Source organism: Parahaliea mediterranea (assembly GCF_003402235.1).
Lineage (GTDB): Bacteria > Pseudomonadota > Gammaproteobacteria > Pseudomonadales > Halieaceae > Parahaliea > Parahaliea mediterranea.
In genome coordinates this window covers 323,929-342,636 of record NZ_QEWO01000005.1, presented here as the reverse complement: position 1 = coordinate 342,636, position 18,708 = coordinate 323,929, and the positions used below count along the sequence as shown (strand labels likewise).

General features: G+C 64.3%; 20 protein-coding genes. 9 read left to right on the top strand and 11 right to left on the bottom strand.

Going from position 1 to position 18,708, the window contains the following annotated elements; genetic code table 11:
* Positions 1 to 32 precede the first annotated feature (32 nt).
* The gene (locus DDZ17_RS16465) at positions 33 to 686 is read left to right on the top strand and encodes a TetR/AcrR family transcriptional regulator (RefSeq protein ID WP_116368056.1); all 654 of its coding nucleotides are present in this window, start codon (positions 33 to 35) and stop codon (positions 684 to 686) included.
* Positions 687 to 708: 22 nt separating this feature from the next.
* Here DDZ17_RS16465 and DDZ17_RS16460 read toward each other — a convergent pair whose 3' ends face one another.
* Entirely contained in the window at positions 709 to 2,265 is a 1,557-nt protein-coding gene (locus tag DDZ17_RS16460; protein ID WP_116368055.1) for a S10 family peptidase, read from the bottom strand.
* A gap of 79 nt (positions 2,266 to 2,344) precedes the next feature.
* On the opposite strand from DDZ17_RS16460, the gene DDZ17_RS16455 reads away from it, so the two are divergent.
* Positions 2,345 to 3,394, top strand: a complete 1,050-nt coding sequence (locus DDZ17_RS16455) for a mechanosensitive ion channel family protein (RefSeq protein ID WP_116368054.1) — start codon at positions 2,345 to 2,347, stop codon at positions 3,392 to 3,394.
* 33 nt (positions 3,395 to 3,427) lie between these two features.
* On the opposite strand, the gene DDZ17_RS16450 is transcribed toward DDZ17_RS16455, so the two are convergent.
* Positions 3,428 to 3,778, bottom strand: a complete 351-nt coding sequence (locus tag DDZ17_RS16450) for a hypothetical protein (RefSeq protein WP_116368053.1) — start codon at positions 3,776 to 3,778, stop codon at positions 3,428 to 3,430.
* A gap of 159 nt (positions 3,779 to 3,937) precedes the next feature.
* Positions 3,938 to 5,404 carry a sulfatase family protein gene (locus DDZ17_RS16445; protein WP_116368052.1) on the bottom strand — a complete coding sequence of 489 codons (1,467 nt, stop codon included), beginning with the start codon at positions 5,402 to 5,404 and terminating at the stop codon, positions 3,938 to 3,940.
* 125 nt (positions 5,405 to 5,529) lie between these two features.
* Here DDZ17_RS16445 and DDZ17_RS16440 point away from each other — a divergent pair, with 125 nt between their 5' ends.
* Positions 5,530 to 6,990, top strand: coding sequence for a coniferyl aldehyde dehydrogenase (locus DDZ17_RS16440; protein WP_116368051.1), 1,461 nt, complete (start codon positions 5,530 to 5,532; stop codon positions 6,988 to 6,990).
* Positions 6,991 to 7,062: 72 nt separating this feature from the next.
* Here the strand turns inward: DDZ17_RS16440 and DDZ17_RS22475 are convergent, their stop codons facing one another.
* Both DDZ17_RS22475 and DDZ17_RS16435 read right to left on the bottom strand, forming a co-directional pair.
* On the bottom strand, positions 7,063 to 7,248 hold the full coding sequence (locus DDZ17_RS22475) for a hypothetical protein (RefSeq protein ID WP_157976690.1): 186 nt from the start codon (positions 7,246 to 7,248) through the stop codon (positions 7,063 to 7,065).
* Positions 7,245 to 8,180, bottom strand: coding sequence for a VOC family protein (locus DDZ17_RS16435; RefSeq protein ID WP_116368050.1), 936 nt, complete (start codon positions 8,178 to 8,180; stop codon positions 7,245 to 7,247). Before DDZ17_RS16435 ends, DDZ17_RS22475 begins: the two co-directional genes overlap by 4 nt.
* A 159-nt stretch (positions 8,181 to 8,339) precedes the next feature.
* Between DDZ17_RS16435 and DDZ17_RS16430 the strand changes: the two genes are divergently transcribed.
* The 5 genes from DDZ17_RS16430 (at position 8,340) to glk (ending at position 13,154) form a co-directional block, all read left to right on the top strand.
* Positions 8,340 to 8,648, top strand: a complete 309-nt coding sequence (locus tag DDZ17_RS16430) for a DUF3012 domain-containing protein (RefSeq protein ID WP_241505923.1) — start codon at positions 8,340 to 8,342, stop codon at positions 8,646 to 8,648.
* Between the two features lie 99 nt (positions 8,649 to 8,747).
* Positions 8,748 to 9,557, top strand: coding sequence for a transporter substrate-binding domain-containing protein (locus DDZ17_RS16425; RefSeq protein ID WP_116368048.1), 810 nt, complete (start codon positions 8,748 to 8,750; stop codon positions 9,555 to 9,557).
* A 6-nt stretch (positions 9,558 to 9,563) separates the two neighbouring features.
* Complete coding sequence (gene glpQ, locus DDZ17_RS16420) at positions 9,564 to 10,598, top strand: glycerophosphodiester phosphodiesterase (RefSeq protein WP_116368047.1); 1,035 nt, start codon at positions 9,564 to 9,566, stop codon at positions 10,596 to 10,598.
* A gap of 145 nt (positions 10,599 to 10,743) precedes the next feature.
* The gene (gene pyk, locus DDZ17_RS16415; protein WP_116368046.1) at positions 10,744 to 12,192 is read left to right on the top strand and encodes a pyruvate kinase; all 1,449 of its coding nucleotides are present in this window, start codon (positions 10,744 to 10,746) and stop codon (positions 12,190 to 12,192) included.
* 8 nt (positions 12,193 to 12,200) lie between these two features.
* Complete coding sequence (gene glk / locus DDZ17_RS16410; RefSeq protein ID WP_157976688.1) at positions 12,201 to 13,154, top strand: glucokinase; 954 nt, start codon at positions 12,201 to 12,203, stop codon at positions 13,152 to 13,154.
* Here the strand turns inward: glk and DDZ17_RS16405 are convergent.
* Positions 13,098 to 14,540 carry a histidine kinase dimerization/phospho-acceptor domain-containing protein gene (locus DDZ17_RS16405; RefSeq protein ID WP_116368044.1) on the bottom strand — a complete coding sequence of 481 codons (1,443 nt, stop codon included), beginning with the start codon at positions 14,538 to 14,540 and terminating at the stop codon, positions 13,098 to 13,100. The genes glk and DDZ17_RS16405 overlap by 57 nt on opposite strands.
* Positions 14,540 to 15,196: a response regulator transcription factor gene (locus tag DDZ17_RS16400; protein WP_116368043.1), complete on the bottom strand. Its 657-nt coding sequence runs from the start codon at positions 15,194 to 15,196 to the stop codon at positions 14,540 to 14,542. Before DDZ17_RS16400 ends, DDZ17_RS16405 begins: the two co-directional genes overlap by 1 nt.
* Positions 15,197 to 15,464: 268 nt before the next feature.
* Here DDZ17_RS16400 and cspE point away from each other — a divergent pair, with 268 nt between their 5' ends.
* Complete coding sequence (gene cspE / locus DDZ17_RS16395) at positions 15,465 to 15,671, top strand: transcription antiterminator/RNA stability regulator CspE (RefSeq protein WP_116368042.1); 207 nt, start codon at positions 15,465 to 15,467, stop codon at positions 15,669 to 15,671.
* A gap of 124 nt (positions 15,672 to 15,795) precedes the next feature.
* Here the strand turns inward: cspE and DDZ17_RS16390 are convergent, their stop codons facing one another.
* The 4 genes from DDZ17_RS16390 to DDZ17_RS16375 are packed head-to-tail and all read right to left on the bottom strand — an operon-like array spanning position 15,796 to position 18,707.
* The gene (locus DDZ17_RS16390) at positions 15,796 to 17,133 is read right to left on the bottom strand and encodes a tetratricopeptide repeat protein (protein ID WP_116368041.1); all 1,338 of its coding nucleotides are present in this window, start codon (positions 17,131 to 17,133) and stop codon (positions 15,796 to 15,798) included.
* Positions 17,134 to 17,148: 15 nt separating this feature from the next.
* Positions 17,149 to 17,757: an energy transducer TonB gene (locus DDZ17_RS16385; protein WP_116368040.1), complete on the bottom strand. Its 609-nt coding sequence runs from the start codon at positions 17,755 to 17,757 to the stop codon at positions 17,149 to 17,151.
* A gap of 5 nt (positions 17,758 to 17,762) precedes the next feature.
* Complete coding sequence (locus DDZ17_RS16380; RefSeq protein WP_116368039.1) at positions 17,763 to 18,167, bottom strand: ExbD/TolR family protein; 405 nt, start codon at positions 18,165 to 18,167, stop codon at positions 17,763 to 17,765.
* Positions 18,168 to 18,179: 12 nt separating this feature from the next.
* A complete protein-coding gene (locus DDZ17_RS16375; protein WP_116368038.1) occupies positions 18,180 to 18,707 on the bottom strand; it encodes a MotA/TolQ/ExbB proton channel family protein in 528 nt (175 codons plus the stop codon).
* Between the last annotated feature and the right edge of the window lies 1 nt (position 18,708).

Here is an 18,708-nt window from a genome sequence, read left to right as displayed (position 1 = left end):
GGTGACCAGGGCACAGGGAGAGCGCAGTACCGATGAGCAGGAAAGACAGCCCGAGCAAGCGCGAGAAAATCCTCGATGTTGCCGAGGAATTGTTCGCCCTGCATGGCTACGACGGGGTAACGCTGCGCCAGATCGCCAGCGGCGCCGGGGTGGATGTGGCCCTGGCCAGCTACCACTTCGGCAAGAAGCTGGACCTGTTCCAGGCGGTGTTCGACCGCCGGGCGGCCCTGCTGAACGATGCCCGCCGCGACGCCCTGCACCGGTGCCAGGCCAAAGCCGGCAAGCGCGGGCCGAGTGTCGAGCAGATTATCGAAGCCTTCCTGCGGCCACTGGAACTGGCCCAGGAAACCGGCGACCCGGGCTGGCGCAACTATCTCGCGCTGATCGCCTACATCAACAACTCCCCCTACTGGGGGCCGCGCATGATGAGCAAGCTGTTTGATGCGCTGGTGCAGGAATTCATCGAAGCGCTGCGCAGGGCCCTGCCGGAGGCTACCGACGAGGACCTGTACTGGTGCTACAACAACCTGTCCGGCGCCCTCACCCTCACCCTGGCCCAGACCGGGCGCATCGACAAGCTGTCGGGCGGGCGCTGCACCTCAGATGATTTTGAAGCGGCCTACGACCACATGATCCCTTTTGTGGCCGCAGGTTTTCGCAAGGTGTGCAAAAAGCGCGCGCGCTGAGAGAAGGCGCCGCGCTGGCGCCTCAGCCCTGGCCGGCGGCAATAAAGGCCGCCAGGTCGTCCCGGAACTTCTTCATGGACGGCGGGTGGATGTACATCATGTGCCCCGCCTCGTAGTGCTCCACGGTAATGTGGTCGCGCAGCCGCTCCGGAATCGGCAGGTGGTTGAGGAAGTGATCGGTGGCGCCGTAGGGCGTGGCCAAATCGTAATAGCCCTGCTGCACCAGCAGGCGCATGTTGGGGTTTTGCACCATGGTGTGGGCCAAATCCACGGCGGTGTTGGCGTAGGGGACTTTCTCGTACTGGGTCTGGCCGGGCTGGGCGTGGGTGTTGTCCCAGCGCATGAACAGGCCGCCGGAGGTCACGTATTTGCGATCGGTCTTCACCCCCAGCACTTCGCGGTAGTAATCATTGAAGGTGGCCACAAAGGCGGGGCCCACGGCCGGGAAGAAGGGGTCGTAGGTGAATTGCTCGCCAATGTGGTTAAGGCCGTCGTTCACAAAACGCGAATCGATACGCCCGGTGGTCTGGCGGCGATCGCGCAGCAGTTCCTTGGCAAAGCGCCCCTCGTCCACCCGCAGGTTGGCGCGGTCCCAGTAGTCGGCGCTGATGCCGGTAAAGCGTTCCATGCCCGCAAGCACCCGCTGGCGCTCCTCGGCGGTGGCGCTGGCGCCCTTGAAGAGCACCGGCGCGTAAACGTTCTCGGCAAAGTCCTCGGCCTGGCGCAAAAAGGCCTGCAGGTTGTCCGGGCGGTTGTCGATGGCCTTGTGATACCAGGCGGTGGCGGCGTAGGTGCTGAAGTAATTGACGTAGGGCAAATCCATCGCCAGGCCGGCATTGCCGGCGGCAAAGTCCATGTAGGGTGACACCAGGATCACCCCGTTCAGGGCAATGGAGTGAGTCTGCAGCAGCTGGTAGGCCACGCCGCCGCTGCGAATACCGCCGTAGCTTTCACCCAGCAGGTACTTGGGCGACTGCCAGCGGCCGTTGTCGGTGGTCCAGCGGGCGATGAAGTCGGACACCGAGGCAATATCCTGGTCCACTCCCCAGAAGTCCTCGCCCTTGGCCTCCCCCACCGGGATGGAAAATCCCGTGCCCACCGGGTCGATCATCACCACGTCGGCAAGATCGAGAATGCTGAAGGCGTTGTTGACCCGGCGGAAGGGGCCTTCGGTGGCGAAATCGCCATCATTCACCACGGTGCGCTGGGGGCCAAGGATGCCCATGTGCAACCACATGGACGCAGACCCCGGCCCGCCGTTGTAGGCAAACAGCACCGGCCGGGTGCGCCGGTCGGCGCCTTCTTTTTCATAGGCGGTGTAGCCGAACAGGGCGATGGGCTCTCCCTTGTCGTCCTTCATCAGCAGCTGGCCGGCGGTGGCCTTGAGGTCGATGGTCTTGCCATCGATCTTCACCCGCTGCTTGGACTCGGCATGCAGGGGCTCGGGGATGTCGGCCTTTGCCTGAGCCTTAGCCGGGTTTTGGGCGCTGTCAGTGGCCGGCTCTGCGGCGCCGGAGAAGGGGCTCGCCAGGCCAAGGGCCAGGGCACAAACAAGAAAAAAGTGCGGTAATCGGGGCATGGGTCTTCCGGTTTATTTCGCAGGTGAGAGTCGATAAGCTGGCCGCATTTAAGCATAAACCGCACCGGAGCGTCCCCCCATGAGCGAGCTGACGGACCTGTTCGCCGATTTCTGGCCCGCACTGCTGGTGCTGGGTTTCACCGCCCTGGTGATTGTGACCGCCAGTCGCATTGTCAGCCGTGGCCAGCGCAGCAGCACCGAGGTGCTGCGCCAGTTGCTGAACTGGGCCATCATCTCCCTCGCCGTGGTGGTGCTGGTGATTGTGCTGCCGCTGTCCGACGAAACCCAGGGCCAGATTCTCAGCCTGCTTGGGGTGGTGCTCACTGCAGTGATTGCCCTGTCTTCCACCACCTTTGTGTCCAATGCCATGGCCGGCGTGATGCTGCACATCACCCGCCCCTTTCGCCCCGGCGACTACGTGCGCGTGGACGGGGAGTTCGGCCGGGTGGCACGCCATTCGCTGATCAACACCCAGATCCAGACCGAGTGGCGCGACCTGACCACCCTGCCCAACCTCTACCTGGTGAACAACCCGGTGACGGTGCTGCACCGCGACGGCACCATCATCACCGCCGAGGTGTCCATCGGCTACGACGTACCCTACACCCAGGTGCAGGACCTGCTATACCGGGCCGGGGAAGAAGCGGGCCTCAGCGAACCCTTTGTGCTGGTGCAGGAACTGCTGGATCACGCGGTGGTGTACCGCGCCTGCGGCTTTTTGCCGGAAATGAAAAACCTGTTGAGCGCCCGCTCCAACCTGCGCAAAAAAATCCTTGAGCAGTTGCACGGCAACGGCGTGGAGATTGTCTCCCCCAGCTTTATGAACCAGCGCCCCCTGGACCCAAGCGCCAAGGTCATCCCCCCACAGCCGGTGATGCACAACCAGCACAGCGCCGGCAGCGCCGAACCGGCGCCGGAGGACAAGATCTTCGACCAGGCCGAAGCCGCCGCCAGCGTGGAGGAACTGCGCCAGCAGCAGGAACTGGCGCGACAGGCGGTGAAGCGGGAAAAGGCCCACCTGAAAACCGTCACCGACGACGAGCGGGAGCAGGTAGAGCGCCGCATTGCGCGCATGGAAGCAGAGGAGCTGCGCCTGGCCCGACTGTTGGAGCAGGGCGAGGGCGAATAGCGGCCCGCCTGCCCCCTGGTTGGCTCGGCGCGCCTAGATATCCACCTCGTTGCGAAACTCCCGCTCCACCTGCTGCTGCAGTTCGTAACGGGCGCTGCCGGTCTGCTTGCGCTGGGCATCGCCCAGCCGCTTCTGGTAACGCTGGCGGCGATAGCGGGCCACCAGAGCAGGAAAGCGCTGGGGCTCCTCCTCCCCGGCGATCAGCGCTTCAATGAAGGCAATATCAATCCCGACCCGGTAGGCGATGCGGCTGGGGCGGATTTTGTTGGCGTGATACTCCGCCACAATGTGCACCTGCTTGTCGCGGTCGTAATGGCATTCGCGCGAATAGCCGAAAGGCGGCGAGGGTGTGCGCGAATCACTGGGGTCGTGGGCATAGCTCATGGTGCGGTTTTTAGCAGCACAGGGCCGCTCTGCCAAGCGAAGATTTGTTGACGGCATGATTTACTGAAAGCCATGCGTGCCAATTGCTTTGCAGATTGCAAGCGGCCGTGAAGCATTCAAACCGCCAAAGCACTCAGGCCGCCCGGGCAGCGCCGCCACCTAGCTCAGGGTAGCGCGCCGGTAGCGGCGCCGGCCGTACCACAGGCCTCCTATCGCCAACAGGCCGAGGGCAATCAGCGTGCGGCGCCAATCGCGCTCGCGGCGGTACTGCTCCTGGGGCGAGAGCACGCCGCTGAGTTCGCCGCCGGCCGCATCGAGCCGCCGCTGCAGGCGCTGCCGGGCAGCCTCGGCGGCCGCCGGCAGCGGCGGCTGCAGGGCCTGCTGCTCCAGCGGGTCATCGGCAATGTGGAACAGGCGGCCGTCTTGGTAGAGCTTCCAGCGGGTATCGAAGGCGTAGCGGGCCGGCACGTTGTCACTCCAGCGCGGGTCGTAGTGCATGAACAGGCTGTCGCGCCAGTCATTTGCCGCACCACCGGCCAGCAGGGGCCACAGGCTGCGCCCGTCCACGTTGGGCGGCAGCGCCTGCCGCGGCGCGCCCAACGCCAGCAGGGTGGGCAGCACATCGGCCAGCGATACCAGTTCCGCCCGCGCAGCCGGCGCCAGTTGCCCGGGCCACCAGGCGATGAAGGGCACGTGGGTCGCCAGATTCAGCGAGGTCGCCTTGCCCCCGGCCACCTCGCGCCCCCGCCAGCGCGAGGTGATCTTGCGATCGGTCCCGTTGTCACCAATGAACAGCAGCAGGGTGTTCTCGGCCACCCCCGCCGTCTCCAGCGTCGCCCGGATGTCGCCGACGATGCTGTCCATGTAGGCCATCATGTCGGCAAAGCGCTGCTGGCGGTCGGCGCCGCTGGTGCCGGGCGGCGCGCTAAAGGGGCGGTGCGGCAGCACCATGGGGTAGTAGGCCAGAAAGGGCTGGCCCCTGGCCGCGCTGTCGCGAATAAAGCGCTGGATGGCCGCCGAAAAACGGGCCGGGCCGTAACTGCCCGGTGCGCCAGGCTCGCCCGCCTGCGGCCCGGCGGGCGTTTGCAGGGTCGGGTTGTCGTAGCGGTCGCTCTCGCCCTCGCGGGCTTGCACCTGCCACAGAGCGTAGTCGGCAAAGCCCGCAGCGGCTGGCGACATGCCATCCAACTCCTGGTACTTGTTGCTCACCAGCTGCCATTTGCCGGTGGCGAAGGTCGCATAGCCGGCCTGCTGCAGGCGCTGGGCGAAGGTGGTCTCTGTCGGGTCCAGGTAACCAAAGTGGGTGTAATTGCGCCAGCTCTCCTTGCCGGTGAGCAGCATCACCCGGGTGGGCGTGCACAGCGGTGTGGCATGGGCGTTGTCAAAACGCACCCCCTGCGCCGCCAGACGATCGATGTGCGGGGTGCGGTAGGACTCGCCACCATAGGCGCCCACCGCTTCCACCCCCAGGTCGTCCGCCAGAATCAGCACAAAATTGGGGCGAGCGTCGCGCGCCTCGCCGCCACCGGCTGGCGCCGCGGCGGCCGCGCCCCGTGGCAGGGTGGCAAACAGGGTGGCCAACAGGGCTGCCAGCAGGGGAAGAGTCAGGCGAATGAAACGGTACATAGCGGCTCCCGCAATCAGAAATTTGGCCGGATATAACCTGCCCTGGCTGTTATTTTGGCGGCAGGGCGCGACTATACTGAAATGCTCACATAAAAGCTCACCGGCTAAAGGGCAGGAGTCTCGCCATGAACGCACCGCAAACCGTCCAGGAACACAGCGATACCGAAACGCGCATGCAGGCCGTGCTGGATGCCCAGCGCGCCAGCTACATTGCTGAAGGCAAGGTCAGCGCAGACACCCGCATCGACCGCCTGGATCGCGGCATCGACGTACTGCTGAAATACCAGGACAAGATGATCGAGGCCCTGAACAGCGACTTCAGCTGTCGCGCCCGGGAGGTGACCCTGCTCACCGATGTGGCGGCCTCGGTCACGCCGATGAAGCACGCCAAAAAGCACCTGCGCAAATGGATGAAGGGCGAGCGTCGCCCCACCATGTTCCCCCTCAACCTGCTGGGCGGACGCTCGCGCATCGAATACCAGCCACTGGGCGTGGTGGGCGTTATCTCGCCGTGGAACTTCCCGGTCAACCTGACCTTCGGGCCGCTGGCGGGTATTCTGGCCGCCGGCAACCGGGCCATGATCAAACCCTCCGAGTTCACCCCGGCCACCTCGGAAGTGATGGCCGAAATGGTGCGCGAGGCCTGGGACGAGACCGAAGTCGCCATCTTCACCGGCGGGCCCGAGGTTGGGGTGGCCTTCTCCGGCCTACCCTTTGACCACCTGCTGTTTACCGGCGCCACCTCCATCGCCCGCCACATCATGGCCGCCGCCGCCCGCAACCTGGTGCCGGTGACCCTGGAACTGGGCGGCAAATCACCGGTGATCATCTCCCGCAGCGCCGACCTGGAGCAGGCCCTGACCCGCATCATGCTCGGCAAGACCCTCAACGCCGGCCAGATCTGCCTGGCCCCGGACTACCTGATGGTGCCGGAAGAAAAACTGCACGAGGTGATCGAGGCGGCCCAGCAGGCGGTGGCCACCATGTACCCCAAACTGCTGGATAACCCGCAATACACCTCGGTGGTGAACGAGCGCCACTTCGAGCGCCTGCAGGGCTACCTGAAAGAAGCCGAGGAGCGCGGCGTCAAGGTAATGCCCCTGAACCCGGCCAATGAGGATTTCAGCCAGCAGCAGGGCACCCGCAAAATCCCGCCCACCCTGGTGCCGGAGCCCGCCGATGACCTGAAATTGATGCAGGAGGAAATCTTCGGCCCGCTGCTGCCGATTCGCACCTACCGCGACTTTGACGAAACCATCGCCTTCGTCAACGCCAACCCGCGCCCGCTGGCGGCCTACTACTTCGGCCAGGATGCCAACGAGGAAGACGCGGTACTCACCCGCACCACCTCCGGCGGCGCCTGTATCAACGACGTGATCATGCACATCATGCAGGAAGAGCTGCCCTTCGGGGGGGTGGGCCCGAGCGGCATGGGGGCCTATCACGGTCACGAGGGCTTCAAGACCTTCAGCCATGCCAAGTCAATCTACAAGCAGGCCAATGCCAATGTTGCCAAGCTGGGCGGCATGTTACCGCCCTACAACAAGGCCACCGAGAAGACCATCAAGATGCAGGTGAAGAAGTAACTCACCACCGCCAGGGCCTACCAGAAGGGGCTGCACCCCGGCCCCTTCGCGGTACGCCCGGCACGGCACGGGTCAGTGAATGCGCCCGCCTATGGAGATATTGGTGCCGATACCTCCACCCCAGCCCCCGTGTCCCCAGGAGCTGTAGCCGGTGGAAATACCAATGCTGCCGTACACATGGGGGTCGGAGCACCCCGACAGGCCCAGCACCAGCACGGACAGAACCGCCAGGCGCAACCCTTTCAACGAGCCCTTCATTGTTCACCCCCGTTGACGCCAACCGGCGCTGATTCATCCCAGGTCTGCAGTGCAATCCCCGCGCCTGAAGGCCCGGCAATCAAGGCCACCCGGCCGCCCGCCGGCCGGTCCGTGGCCGGCACCAGAATACGCCCGCCAAGCCCTTCCACCTTTGCCAGCGTGCGATCCAGTTCGACCGCATCCGCCACCCGCACATAGCTGACCCAGGTGGGCTTGAGCCCCTGCACAGGCAGGTCACGCAGCCCCGCCCGGGGCTGGCCGGCACTGCTCAGCACCTGGTAGTTGAGCGCCTGGCCGGCGCTGCCCAGTTCCCGCTGCGCCAGCTGGTAGCCCAGGGCCTGGCGGTAAAAGGCCCCGGCCCTGCGCGTATCTGCCGCCCACAGCTCGTCCCACAGAAAGTCACCACTGGCGGGCCGGGCGCCGCCATCCGCCGGGTCGCCGTGGCGGGTTTGCAGCAGGGCAAAGGCGGCGCCCTCAACGTCGGTCACCACGGCAATGTCGCCGCGCTCGCCAAGGGAGGTGGGCGGTGTGAGTACCTTGCCACCGGCAGCGTCGAGGGCAGCCACCGCCGCCTCGATATCCGCCACCGAAATCACCACTACCCACTGGGACACATCGGCCCGGGTGGGCAGCTGGTTCTGATCGACCAGGCCACCGATCAGACGGCCCCGGTGGCGGATGAGTGTGTAATTGGCGCCCTGCAGCGGCAGCGCCTCGAACTCCCAGCCAAACAGGCCGCGGTAAAAGGCCTCGGTTTCGGCCGGTGTATCACTGAGCAGGTCGTGCCATACCACCTTGCCGGCCAGGTGGGTGCCGTCTGGGTGGCTGGCAACCCCCGGCAGGCTGAAGCCCGTGCCGGCGCAGCCGCTAAGCAGCGCCAAGGTGGCAAGCCCGGCGGCCGCCCGCTGCCACAGGCGGTTGTGTATTGTCATTGTTCGCCCCTTTTCTCTTCGCGCCTTTCTCATCGTCGTTATTGAATGGCCCGGGCAGTCGCTCCCTGCGGCCTGTGTCCAACAGCATAGTGCATTCTCGCCTGGCTGCCGATTGGTGCCATACTGGTAGCATCGCAACTAACCCTTGAGGACATGCCCGTGAAACCCCTTCGCACCCCCTTTCGCTCCCTCCTTCACACCCCACTACTGCTCACAGCCACACTCACTGCCACCCTCGCCCTCGCCGCCTGCAGCGACAAGCCCGGCAGCAAAGGCTGGTGTGACAGCAAAAAAGACCAGCCCAAATCCGAATGGACGGCGGATGATGCGGTGACCTTCGCCAGCCACTGTGTGTTTGAAGCCACCACCGTTGGCTCTGAGGCATGGTGCGAATCCCTCGCGGAAAAACCCAAGGGCGACTGGAGCAGCAACGAAGCGGCCGACTACGCCAAGCACTGCGTGTTTTAAGCCGCCCGCCACGCGCTGGGTTTCGTAGGCCAAGTGGCCTACACTGAAAGCTGTTTGCAGCGGGCGCCCACTGGCGCCCGCACACCACAGGGAGCCCCCATGTCCGGACTGTTTCGCCGCCTGATCCTCACCAGCCTCACCCTTGCCTGCCTCAGTGTTACGGGGCTGGCCCAGGCCGGGGAAACACTCCAACGGGTGATTGATTTCAAAACCCTGAAAGTCGGCATGACCGCCGACCAGCCGCCGCTCAATATGCTCAGCCGCGACAAAAACCTGATGGGCTTTGACGTCGACCTGGCCAAGGCCCTGGCCAACGCCATGCGGGTGAAGCTGGAGATCAAAGTCATGCCCTTTGGCGATTTGATGTCCTCCCTCGACAACGGCACCATCGACATGGTCATTTCCGGCATGGCCATCACCCCCGAGCGCAGCGAAGAGGCGGCCTTTGTCGGCCCCTACATGATGTCCGGCAAATCACTGCTGACCAAGGACTCTGTGCTGGCCAAGGTCTCCGGCTCAGACGAGTTCAATCGCGGCGATCTCACCCTCACCGCCCTGAAAAACTCCACCAGCGCCAGCTTTGTGCGCGAGGGCGCGCCGGAGGCCACCCTGATTGAGGTGGAACACTACGATGAAGCCGTGAAAATGATCCTGGAAGGCGACGCCGACGGCATGGTGGCCGACATGCCGGTGTGCCGCCTCACGGTGCTGCGCTTCCCGGACCTGGGTCTGGTGACCCTGGACAAGCCCCTCACGGTGGAGCCCATAGGTATTGCCCTGGACAAGGACGACCGCGAATTCTTCAACCTGGTGGACAACTACCTGGAGGCCTACACCCGCATTGGCGTGGTGGCCCAGTTGCGCAAGCAATGGCTGGAAGACAAAGAATGGCTGGCGGCCCTGCCCTGACCCACGATGCGCACACTGGCCCTGGCCCTTTGCCTTGCGGTAAGCAGCGCCATGGCTGAGCGTGCCCCGCCCCTGGTGATCGCCCACCGCGGTGCCAGCGGCTACCTACCGGAACACACCCTGGCCGCCAAGGCCCTGGCCCACGGCATGGGGGCCGACTACCTCGAACAGGATGTGGTGCTGACCCGCGATGGCGTGCCCATCGTACTGCACGACATCTACCTGGACGCCACCACCGACGTGGCCAGCCGCTTTCCCGGGCGCGCCCGTGACGACGGGCGCTACTACGCCATCGATTTTGACCTGGTCGAGATACGCCAGCTTGAAGCCGGCGAACGACGCCAGCCCGACGGCAGCCTGGCCTTCCCCGAGCGCTTCCCCGCCGGCCGCAGCGGCCTTGGTGTGCCCACACTCGCCGAAGAAATCGCCCTGATCAGCGGCCTGAACCGCAGCCGCGGCCGCCACAGCGGGCTGTACATCGAGCTGAAGGCACCACGCTTTCATCGCCGGCAGGGCCAGGACATTGCCCGCCGGGTACTGGACGTGCTGCGCGACACTGGCTATGCCGAGCGCCGCGATGACGTATTTTTACAATGTTTTGACGATGCCACACTGCGCTACCTGCGCCACGACCTGCGCACGCCGCTGCCGCTGATCCAGCTCATTGCCGACAACCGCTGGGGCGAGAACAGCGCCGTGGATTACGACCACCTGCAAAGCGATGCCGGCCTTGCCGCCATCGCCGAATATGCCGACGGCATCGGCCCCTGGCTGATGCAGATCTACCGTGGTCGGGATGCAAAGGGCCGGCCCCAGCTCAGCGACCTGGTGGCCCGGGCCCATGCGCTGGGCCTAGCGGTCCACCCCTACACCTTCCGCCGCGACCAGCTGCCGCCGGGCATCACAAGCTTTGACGAACTGCTGGACCTGTTCATCGGCCAGGTCGGTGTGGACGGCCTGTTTACCGACTTTCCTGACCTCGCACGGGGCTATATTGATACCCATGTCGATGCCCGCACAGAAGCCCGGCCGACACCCTGAGGCGCCCGGCGCTGGCAGTCGGGCGCCGAACAGGGCATTATTCCCCCATGCACAACGCGCTGCCCTTCGCTAACCACCACGCTGTAAACACTACACACGAAGGGCTATTCCCCGATTTGCCGCCCCCCAACGATAGGACAGGAGTGTGACCCTCAAGGTTAATCGCCGCACCAAGATTGTGGCGACCATCGGCCCGGGCAGCGAGTCCGAGGCCATGCTGGCAAAGCTGATCAGCGCTGGCGTGAACGTCTTCCGGCTCAACTTCAGCCACGGCTCCGCCGCCCACCACGCGGAAGTTGCCCGCCGCATCCGCAAGCAGGCCGCGGCCGCCGGGCGCTACGTGGGCATTCTGGCCGACCTGCAGGGACCCAAGATTCGCATCAGCACCTTCCGCGATGGCGCGGTGGAACTCACCAGCGGCGATACTTTCCGCCTGGATCTGGACATCGCCGAAGGCGAGGGCGACGCACGCGGGGTCGGGCTCGACTACCGCGAACTCTGCGACAGCGTGACCCCCGGCGACACCCTGCTGCTGGACGACGGCCGCCTGCGCATGCAGGTGGACGCAGTGGAACATGGCGCTGTTACCTGCACTGTGACCCAAGGTGGCAAGCTCGGCTCGCGCAAAGGCATCAACCGCCTTGGCGGCGGCCTGGCGGCACCGGCGCTGACCAGCAAGGACATCGCCGACATCGACAGCCTGGCCCAGGTGCAGCCCGACTTCGTGGCAGTGTCCTTCGTATCCAGCGCCGCGGATATCTACCAGACCCGCGACCTGTTGGCCCAGCACAACCTGAGCCCGGCCATCATCGCCAAGATCGAGCGCGCCGAAGTGGTGGCCGACGAAGCCACCCTGAACCACATCCTTGAAGCGGGCTTTGGCATCATGGTGGCCCGCGGCGACCTTGGCGTGGAAGTGGGCGACGCCCAGTTGATCGGTATCCAGAAGGACCTCATCTCCCGGGCCCGCAAAGCCGACCGGGTGGTGATCACCGCCACCCAGATGATGGAATCCATGATCAGCAACCCGCTGCCCACCCGGGCCGAGGTGTTTGATGTCGCCAACGCCGTACTTGATGGCACCGACGCCGTGATGCTCTCGGCGGAGACGGCGGTGGGCAACTATCCCGCGGAAGTGGTGCACGCCATGGCCGACGCGGCCCTTGGCGCCGAGCGCCACCCGGTGGCCCGCACCTCCCGCTATCGGCTGGACCGCCAGTTCGCCAGCGCCCAGGAAACCATCGCTATGTCGGCGATTTATGCCGCCAACCACTACCCCAATGTGCGCGGTATTGCCTGCCTGACGGAGTCGGGTACCACCCCGCGGCTGATGTCGCGATTGAGCTCGGGCCTGCCCATCTTCGCTCTCAGCCGCCACAGCGAAACCCTGCAGAAACTGTGCCTGTGCCGCGGTGTGGTGCCACTCTACTTTGATGCGGAGACCTACGGCCAGAGTGACATCGAGGCGCGGGCCATTGAGTTCCTGCGCAGCGAGGGCTACCTGCAGCACGGCGACTCCATCCTGCTGACCTTCGGCATGGTGATGGGGCACCCGGGGGCCACCAACATCATGAAAATCCTGCCGGTCGGATGAACAGCCCGGTGACACTGGCCACCCGACTGGTAGCAGACATCGGCGGCACCAACGCCCGCCTGGCGCTCTACGATACAGCGCGCAATGAGTTTCGCGCCCTGCGCACCTACATCAACCGCGACTACGCCCAGTTCGAGGACGTGGTGGCGGATTGGTTGGGGCAACTCGACGAGGCCAGGCCCAGCCAGGCCTGCATTGCCATCGCCGCGCCGCTGGAGGGCGATCGCATCAGCATGGTGAACATGGACTGGTCCTTCTCCCGCAGCCGCCTGACCGAGCGCTTTGGCTTTCAGGCCTCGGGCTGGATCAACGACTTCGAGAGCAATGCCCACGCCCTACCCTTCCTGGGCGATCAGGACCGGCGCGTGATGCACCCCGGCCGGCCAGGGGCCTGCCAGCGCCTGGCGGTGGTCGGCCCCGGTACTGGCCTCGGCGGCGCCACGGTGGAGCCGGTGCAGGGCACCTACCACGCCACGCCCTGCGAACCCGGCCACATGGGCCTGTCGCCCCAGGGCGAGGAGGAGCTGGCCCTGTTCGGCCTGCTGCTGTCCCGGCACCGGGACATTTTTGCCGAACTGCTGATCTCCGGCCCCGGCCTGCAGCGCCTGTACCGGACCCTGGCGGAACTGCGCGGGGCCCCTGCCGGCAGCGACAGCCCCGAGGACATCACCCGCCGCGCCCTGGCCGGTGAAGAGGCCCTCGCCAGCGATGCGCTGGGCCATTTCTGCGCCCTGCTGGGGTCGGTCTGCGGCGACTTCGTGCTGGCAACCGGCAGCTACGGCGGGCTCTACCTGGCCGGTGGCATTGCCCCGCGGATCGCCGACTTCCTGCTGCAGAGCCGCTTTCTGGCGCGCTTTCAGGAAAAGGGCGCGATGACCAGCCACCTCGGCGCGGTGCCAGTTCTGCTAATCACCACCGCCCAGCCGGGGCTGATTGGCGCCGCCCACGCCCCCCTGGGCTGACCCGAACACCACCTGCACCCGAAACCCACGCCCGCCCTGCGCCGCGCCAGTCAGCAGGCGCGCGCCGTGCAGGTTGGCCACCCGCTCGGCAATCGACAGGCCGAGCCCGGCCCCGGCGCCCGGGCTGCCGGGCACCCGGTAAAAGCGCCGGGTGAGGCTCGCGAATTCATCACCGGACAGGGCATCGCAATCATTGGCCACCACCAGCGCCACCGTGCCATCGCCCCGCGCCCCCAACTGCAGGGTGACCTCGCTACCTGCCCTGGCGTAGCGCAATGCATTGTTCAGCAGATTGCGCAGCAAGATAGCCAGCGCCTCACTGTTGCCGGCCACGCGGGCCGTGGCAATGCCGCCTGCATTCACCCGCAGGCCGCGCTCCCCGGCGAGGTGGGCGTCTTCCGCCAGCACGTCGCGCAGCAGGCGCTCCAGGTCCACCGGCTCGGTGGCCAGCGGGGCCTCTGGATCCAGCCGCGCCAGGGTCAGCAGCTGGGCCACCGTGTGGTGGGCGCGATCTACCCGTACGGTGATGCGCTCCAGCATCGACTGCGCCTCGGCATCCGCCAGTTGGCGCTGGCACAGTTGCACCTCGGCCTTGATCGCGGCCAGGGGCGTGGTCAGCTCATGGGCGGCATTGGCGGTGAAGCGCTGCTCTGACTCCAGGGCGTGGGCCAGCCGCTCCAGCAGGGCGTTAAGCGCCGCCACCACCGGCTTCACTTCCCCCGGGACCGACTCCACCTGCACCGGGTCCAGCGCCTGGGGACTGCGCCGGCCAATCTGCTCGGCCAGTGTGCGCAGGGGTTTGAGGCCACGGTGCACACCCAAAGTAAGCACCAGCAGGGTCAGGGGGAGAATCAGCAGCAGGGGCAGCAGCACCTGGGCCAGGCTGACCAGCAACGCCCAGCGCGCCTGATCCAGGTCGATACCCACCACAATCCACAGGTCCAGCTCCGGGTCGTGGTGGCTGTAGAGCCGCCAGTGGGAACCGCGCCTTGGCAGCTCGCGAAAGGAAAACCCGGGTTGCCGGGGCGGGTCAAAGCGCGGCGAGTTCTCGAACACCGCCAGCAGGCGCCCGTCCAGCCACACATTCAGGGCCGGGGCCACGGTGCCACTGGCCGCTGCGCCGTAATCCACCACCAGGGGCTCCGCCGCCTCCGCCCGCAGGTGGGCATCCAGCTTTGGCTCGGCCAAAGGGAGCCCGGCCGCCAGCTGGCGCTCGAAGACATCGGAAATGTAGCCCAGCAGGCCGGCGTACTGTTGCAGCTGGCGATCCACCTGCTGCACCAGAACCCGCCCGGTGTAGAACACCGTCACCGCGGCGGAGCCGACCCACGAAAAAAGGATCAAACCGAGCAGAATCCAGGTCAGGCGGCGCTTGAGCGAGCGCATTAGCGGTGCATCCTGTAGCCCACGCCGCGCATGGTTTCGATGGCCTCACTGCCAAAGCGTTTACGCAGGCGCGAAACGTACACCTCCACGGTATTGGAACCCACCTCCTCCCCCCAGCTGTAGATACCCTCTTCCAGCCGGGCCCGGGACACAAAGCGCCCGGCATTGCGGATCAGGATTTCCAGAATGGCAAACTCGCGGGCGGTGAGGGTTACCGCCTCGCCGCCCGCCTCCACCGTGCGATTCACCGGGTCCAAGGCAATACCCGCCGCCTCCAGCAGCTGGCTGCGATAGCCCGACTCCCGTCGCAGCAGCGAACGCAGGCGGGCAAACAGCTCGTCCATATCAAAGGGCTTGCCCAGGTAATCGTCCGCCCCGCCATCCAGCCCGTCCACCCGGTCTGCCAGGGTATTGCGCGCAGTCAACAACAGCACCGGCAGGTGGTGCTTGTCGGCGCGCAACTGGCGCAGCACCTGCATCCCGGGGACACCGGGCAGCCCCAGATCCAGCACCAGCACATCGTAGGGGGTGGCGCCCAGGGCAGCGCGCACCGGCTCGCCGGAGCGCAGCCAGTCCACCGCATAGCCCTCCAGGCGCAGGGCGGCCTCCAGCGACTCGCCGAGCTGTTGATCGTCTTCCACTAACAGTACGCGCACCGGGCTCTCATCCCCTCACTTGTGGCTGGCCAATGTGCGACCCCAGGATGAATCCGGCCTGAAGGCCACAGAAAGCCGCAATATTCCCAAAATAAGTTCTGGCCAAGCGACTATACGGTTCCTTAAGCAGTGATACACTCAAAGGTGCTGAGTGATCAGCGGTATTTATGCGCGCGGTCGAAGTTCCCAAAGTTCCTCGGTTCGTTGATCATAAATAATGATTAATCCCGGCATCCACAGGAATGCCAACGTTATACAGGTAATACTTATGTCTACAGAAACCGGCACCGTAAAGTGGTTCAACGAAACCAAGGGCTTCGGCTTTATCGAGCGTGAAAACGGCCCTGACGTTTTCGTTCACTTCAGTGCCATCCAGGGTGATGGGTTCAAAACCCTGGCGGACGGACAGAAAGTCCAGTTCAACGTGACCGACGGACAGAAAGGCCCTCAGGCCGAGAATGTTGTCGCCATCTGATTAAGCTGCCCCTTGTGGGCGGAGCCACAAAAAAGGAGCCGATTGGCTCCTTTTTTGTTGGTGGGACTGGCGCAGCTGGCGCACAGGCCCGCCGCAGCGGGAGCACAGGGCTCCCGCGATTGGATCAGCCTTCGGCCAGTTTCTTCTGGCGGTCCAGTTCTGAATCCATGTACTTGATCCACTGCTCGGCGAACTGGGCAGAACGCTTGTCACGGCCGGCTGCCTGGAAGGCATCCCGCGCCTTGGCGTACTGCTTTTTCTCGAAGTAGGCCATGCCCAACACCAGGCGTGCGGTATCAGGGCGCTTCACGCCACCACGCTTTAAGCCCTTGTTGATGGCCTCGATGGCTTCGTCGTACTGCTCACCGTCAAGATAGATGTTGCCGAGGCGGGCGTACAGCTCGCCGTCGTCAGACTTGGCCGCCGCCTGCTCCATGGCAGGGATGGCCTTTTCGACCTCCTGTGCCTGGCGCAGGGCGTTGCCGAGGATCTCGTAGTTCTTCGACGTGCCTTCAACCTTTTCGGCTTTCAGGCCTTTATCGACAACCTGCGCCGCCTTCCAAGGCACCTCGCCGTTCAGGTAGAGGTAGGCCATAGTCACCAGCTCAGTGCCCCTGTCGAGCATGCCCTGGACGTAGGCCGTCTCCATGGCGGAGAGCTGGTCGGTTTCTTTCTTCTGCTCGCCGTACATGTGCGACAGCTGTACCCAGTAGTCCTTTTTCGGATAGTGGGTGAGCAGTTCCTCGAGCACGGCCACTGCGTTGTTCACGTCGCCTTTGTCGAAGTAGAGGAAGCGGGCCAGGTTCAACCACTGTTCCTTGGGAATCTTGCCGTCGGCACGGTACATGCTGATGGCTTTGTTCACATTGGAAAGTGACTTGTCGTAGTCCTTCATCTGGTAATAACCCTGGGCCAGCAGCACATAGGCGTTGGCGTTGGGCGTTTCCGTCATAGCGAACCACTTGTTCAGGGCATCGATACCCTTCTGCCACTGCTCCTGCACAAAGTACAGCTGGGCAACGGTATAGCGGGTATTGATTTCCATCGCCAACGGAATGTCGGGCTGCTTGATGACATTCTCATAGGCCTGCAGGGCTTTGGGATAGTCCTCCCGCGAGTAGTGGATAAACGCATACAGGTTGTACACGTTGGCCAACTCGTAGGAGTTCAGCTCGTTGTCGCGACGACCCGCCAGCATCTCGTCGAGAATCTTGGCCGCGGTGTTGAAGTCCTGAGCTTCAGCAGCGGCCTGGGCCTCGGCCAGCTTTTCATAGACCTTGTTCCGCAGGGCGGGCGTCTTGCGCGTTTCGCGCTGGTCGGCCTGTTGCTCCTGGGCCAGGGCTGCCCCCATGGGGGCGTAGCCGAGGTCAGCCTGCAACTGGGACACGGCGACCTGGACCGCAACCACGGGCACCGCCAGCAGGGCGGGCCGAAGCCAGGTGTGGGGTTTAGACATTTTCATAACGCATCAACCGTTCTACTGTTCCAGCTCGTAGGTGAACTTGTTCTGTACACCCGCCACTTCGATCGCTTCGCCATCGACGACGCGGGGCTTGTACTTGAACTTCTCGGCGGCCTTGACGGAGGCGCTTTCGAACACACCGGAGGGCTGGCAATCGACCGGGCGCGGGTCACGAATGGAACCGGACTTGGTCACCGTGTACTCCACGATGCAGTAACCGGTGATACCACGGGTTTGCGCACGGCGCGGGTAGATGGGCGCAACCTTCACGATGGGCAGGTATTCGCCATCGGTTGCGGCCATGCCGCTGGAGCTGATTTCAATGGCCACTTCCTGAGCCGGCGCGGTATTGACCACGTTGGTATCCATGTCCATATCAATATCAGGGGTATCGAGATCCGGCGGTGGCTCTTCGGGATCGTCTACCTTGTCCGGCTTCTGCTCCGTACGCTGCGTCTCGATCTCACGTTCCGGCATGTGGATATCCGCCAGCTTGCGCTGTTTGGTATCGTCGATTTCCGGATCAGCCGTGGCGATCAGATACTGCATAATGAAGAACAGACCGCCAGCAACCGGGATCGCGAGCAACGCACCGAGGATCAGTCTGACTAAATTACGACTCATAACGACTACTTATCTTCAGTTGCCAGAGACACGTCGTAGACACCCGCTTCACGCGCGGCATCCAGCACTCCGGTTACGGTCTTGGTATTGGACTCGTTGTCCGCCTGGATCACCACGGCACCCTTGGGGTTTTCCGCGTGCAGGCGTTCGATGTTGGCGCGCACGGCACGTACATCAATACGACGGTTGTCCATCCAGATTTCATTGGTCGCAGTGATGGCCACCAGGATGTTGACGTTTTCCTTGGGCTGAGCCGTGGAGGCCTCAGGGCGGTTCACTTCGACCCCGGCTTCTTTAATGAAAGAAGCGGTTACGATGAAGAAGATCAGCATGATGAACACGACGTCCAGCATGGGCGTCAGGTCGATCTGGGCTTCATCTTCCGCAGCTGCTTGATTGTTCCTGCGCATGAATTTGCTCTCTTAGTGATCGGTGGTCAGGTTGTCTTCCAGGAACTCGCTTTCGCGCTGGGCAACACGGGTGACGTAGGTGTTGGCAAATACCCCTGACAGGGCGGCGACCATGCCGGCCATGGTGGGGATGGTGGCCCGCGATACACCGCCGGCCATGGACTTGGCGTCACCACCACCGGTAACCGCCATAATGTTGAACACCTCGATCATCCCGGTCACCGTTCCCAGCAACCCGAGCAGGGGGCACAAGGCCACCATGGTTTTGATGACAGGCAGATACTGGTTGATCTGCATCCGCGCTTCGGAAATGAGCTTGTCGCGAATCTGGTGGGCGGCCCAGGACTTACGTTCCGGGCGCGCCTCCCAGGTGGAAATGGCTTGCGCCACGTCTTTCTTCCACCCGGCCTTGAAATACCAGACTCGTTCGAAGATCAGTGCCCACATCACGAAAAGCAGGATGGCGATCAGCCAGAGTACGTTCCCGCCCATGTCCATAAAGCGGGAGACGGCCTCGTAAGCACTATCGAACCAGACCATA

Bases quoted from the DNA above. Each gene is read 5' to 3' on its own strand.
- DDZ17_RS22475 (WP_157976690.1), bottom strand. From the start codon at position 7,248: ATGAAGGGCTCGTTGAAAGGGTTGCGCCTGGCGGTTCTGTCCGTGCTG.
- DDZ17_RS16435 (WP_116368050.1), bottom strand. From the start codon at position 8,180: ATGACAATACACAACCGCCTGTGGCAGCGGGCGGCCGCCGGGCTTGCC.
- glpQ (WP_116368047.1), top strand. From the start codon at position 9,564: ATGCGCACACTGGCCCTGGCCCTTTGCCTTGCGGTAAGCAGCGCCATG.
- DDZ17_RS16445 (WP_116368052.1), bottom strand. From the start codon at position 5,404: ATGTACCGTTTCATTCGCCTGACTCTTCCCCTGCTGGCAGCCCTGTTG.
- DDZ17_RS16450 (WP_116368053.1), bottom strand. From the start codon at position 3,778: ATGAGCTATGCCCACGACCCCAGTGATTCGCGCACACCCTCGCCGCCT.
- DDZ17_RS16425 (WP_116368048.1), top strand. From the start codon at position 8,748: ATGTCCGGACTGTTTCGCCGCCTGATCCTCACCAGCCTCACCCTTGCC.
- DDZ17_RS16455 (WP_116368054.1), top strand. From the start codon at position 2,345: ATGAGCGAGCTGACGGACCTGTTCGCCGATTTCTGGCCCGCACTGCTG.
- DDZ17_RS16460 (WP_116368055.1), bottom strand. From the start codon at position 2,265: ATGCCCCGATTACCGCACTTTTTTCTTGTTTGTGCCCTGGCCCTTGGC.
- DDZ17_RS16465 (WP_116368056.1), top strand. From the start codon at position 33: ATGAGCAGGAAAGACAGCCCGAGCAAGCGCGAGAAAATCCTCGATGTT.
- DDZ17_RS16390 (WP_116368041.1), bottom strand. From the start codon at position 17,133: ATGAAAATGTCTAAACCCCACACCTGGCTTCGGCCCGCCCTGCTGGCG.
- cspE (WP_116368042.1), top strand. From the start codon at position 15,465: ATGTCTACAGAAACCGGCACCGTAAAGTGGTTCAACGAAACCAAGGGC.
- DDZ17_RS16440 (WP_116368051.1), top strand. From the start codon at position 5,530: ATGAACGCACCGCAAACCGTCCAGGAACACAGCGATACCGAAACGCGC.
- DDZ17_RS16380 (WP_116368039.1), bottom strand. From the start codon at position 18,167: ATGCGCAGGAACAATCAAGCAGCTGCGGAAGATGAAGCCCAGATCGAC.
- DDZ17_RS16375 (WP_116368038.1), bottom strand. From the start codon at position 18,707: ATGGTCTGGTTCGATAGTGCTTACGAGGCCGTCTCCCGCTTTATGGAC.
- DDZ17_RS16385 (WP_116368040.1), bottom strand. From the start codon at position 17,757: ATGAGTCGTAATTTAGTCAGACTGATCCTCGGTGCGTTGCTCGCGATC.
- DDZ17_RS16405 (WP_116368044.1), bottom strand. From the start codon at position 14,540: ATGCGCTCGCTCAAGCGCCGCCTGACCTGGATTCTGCTCGGTTTGATC.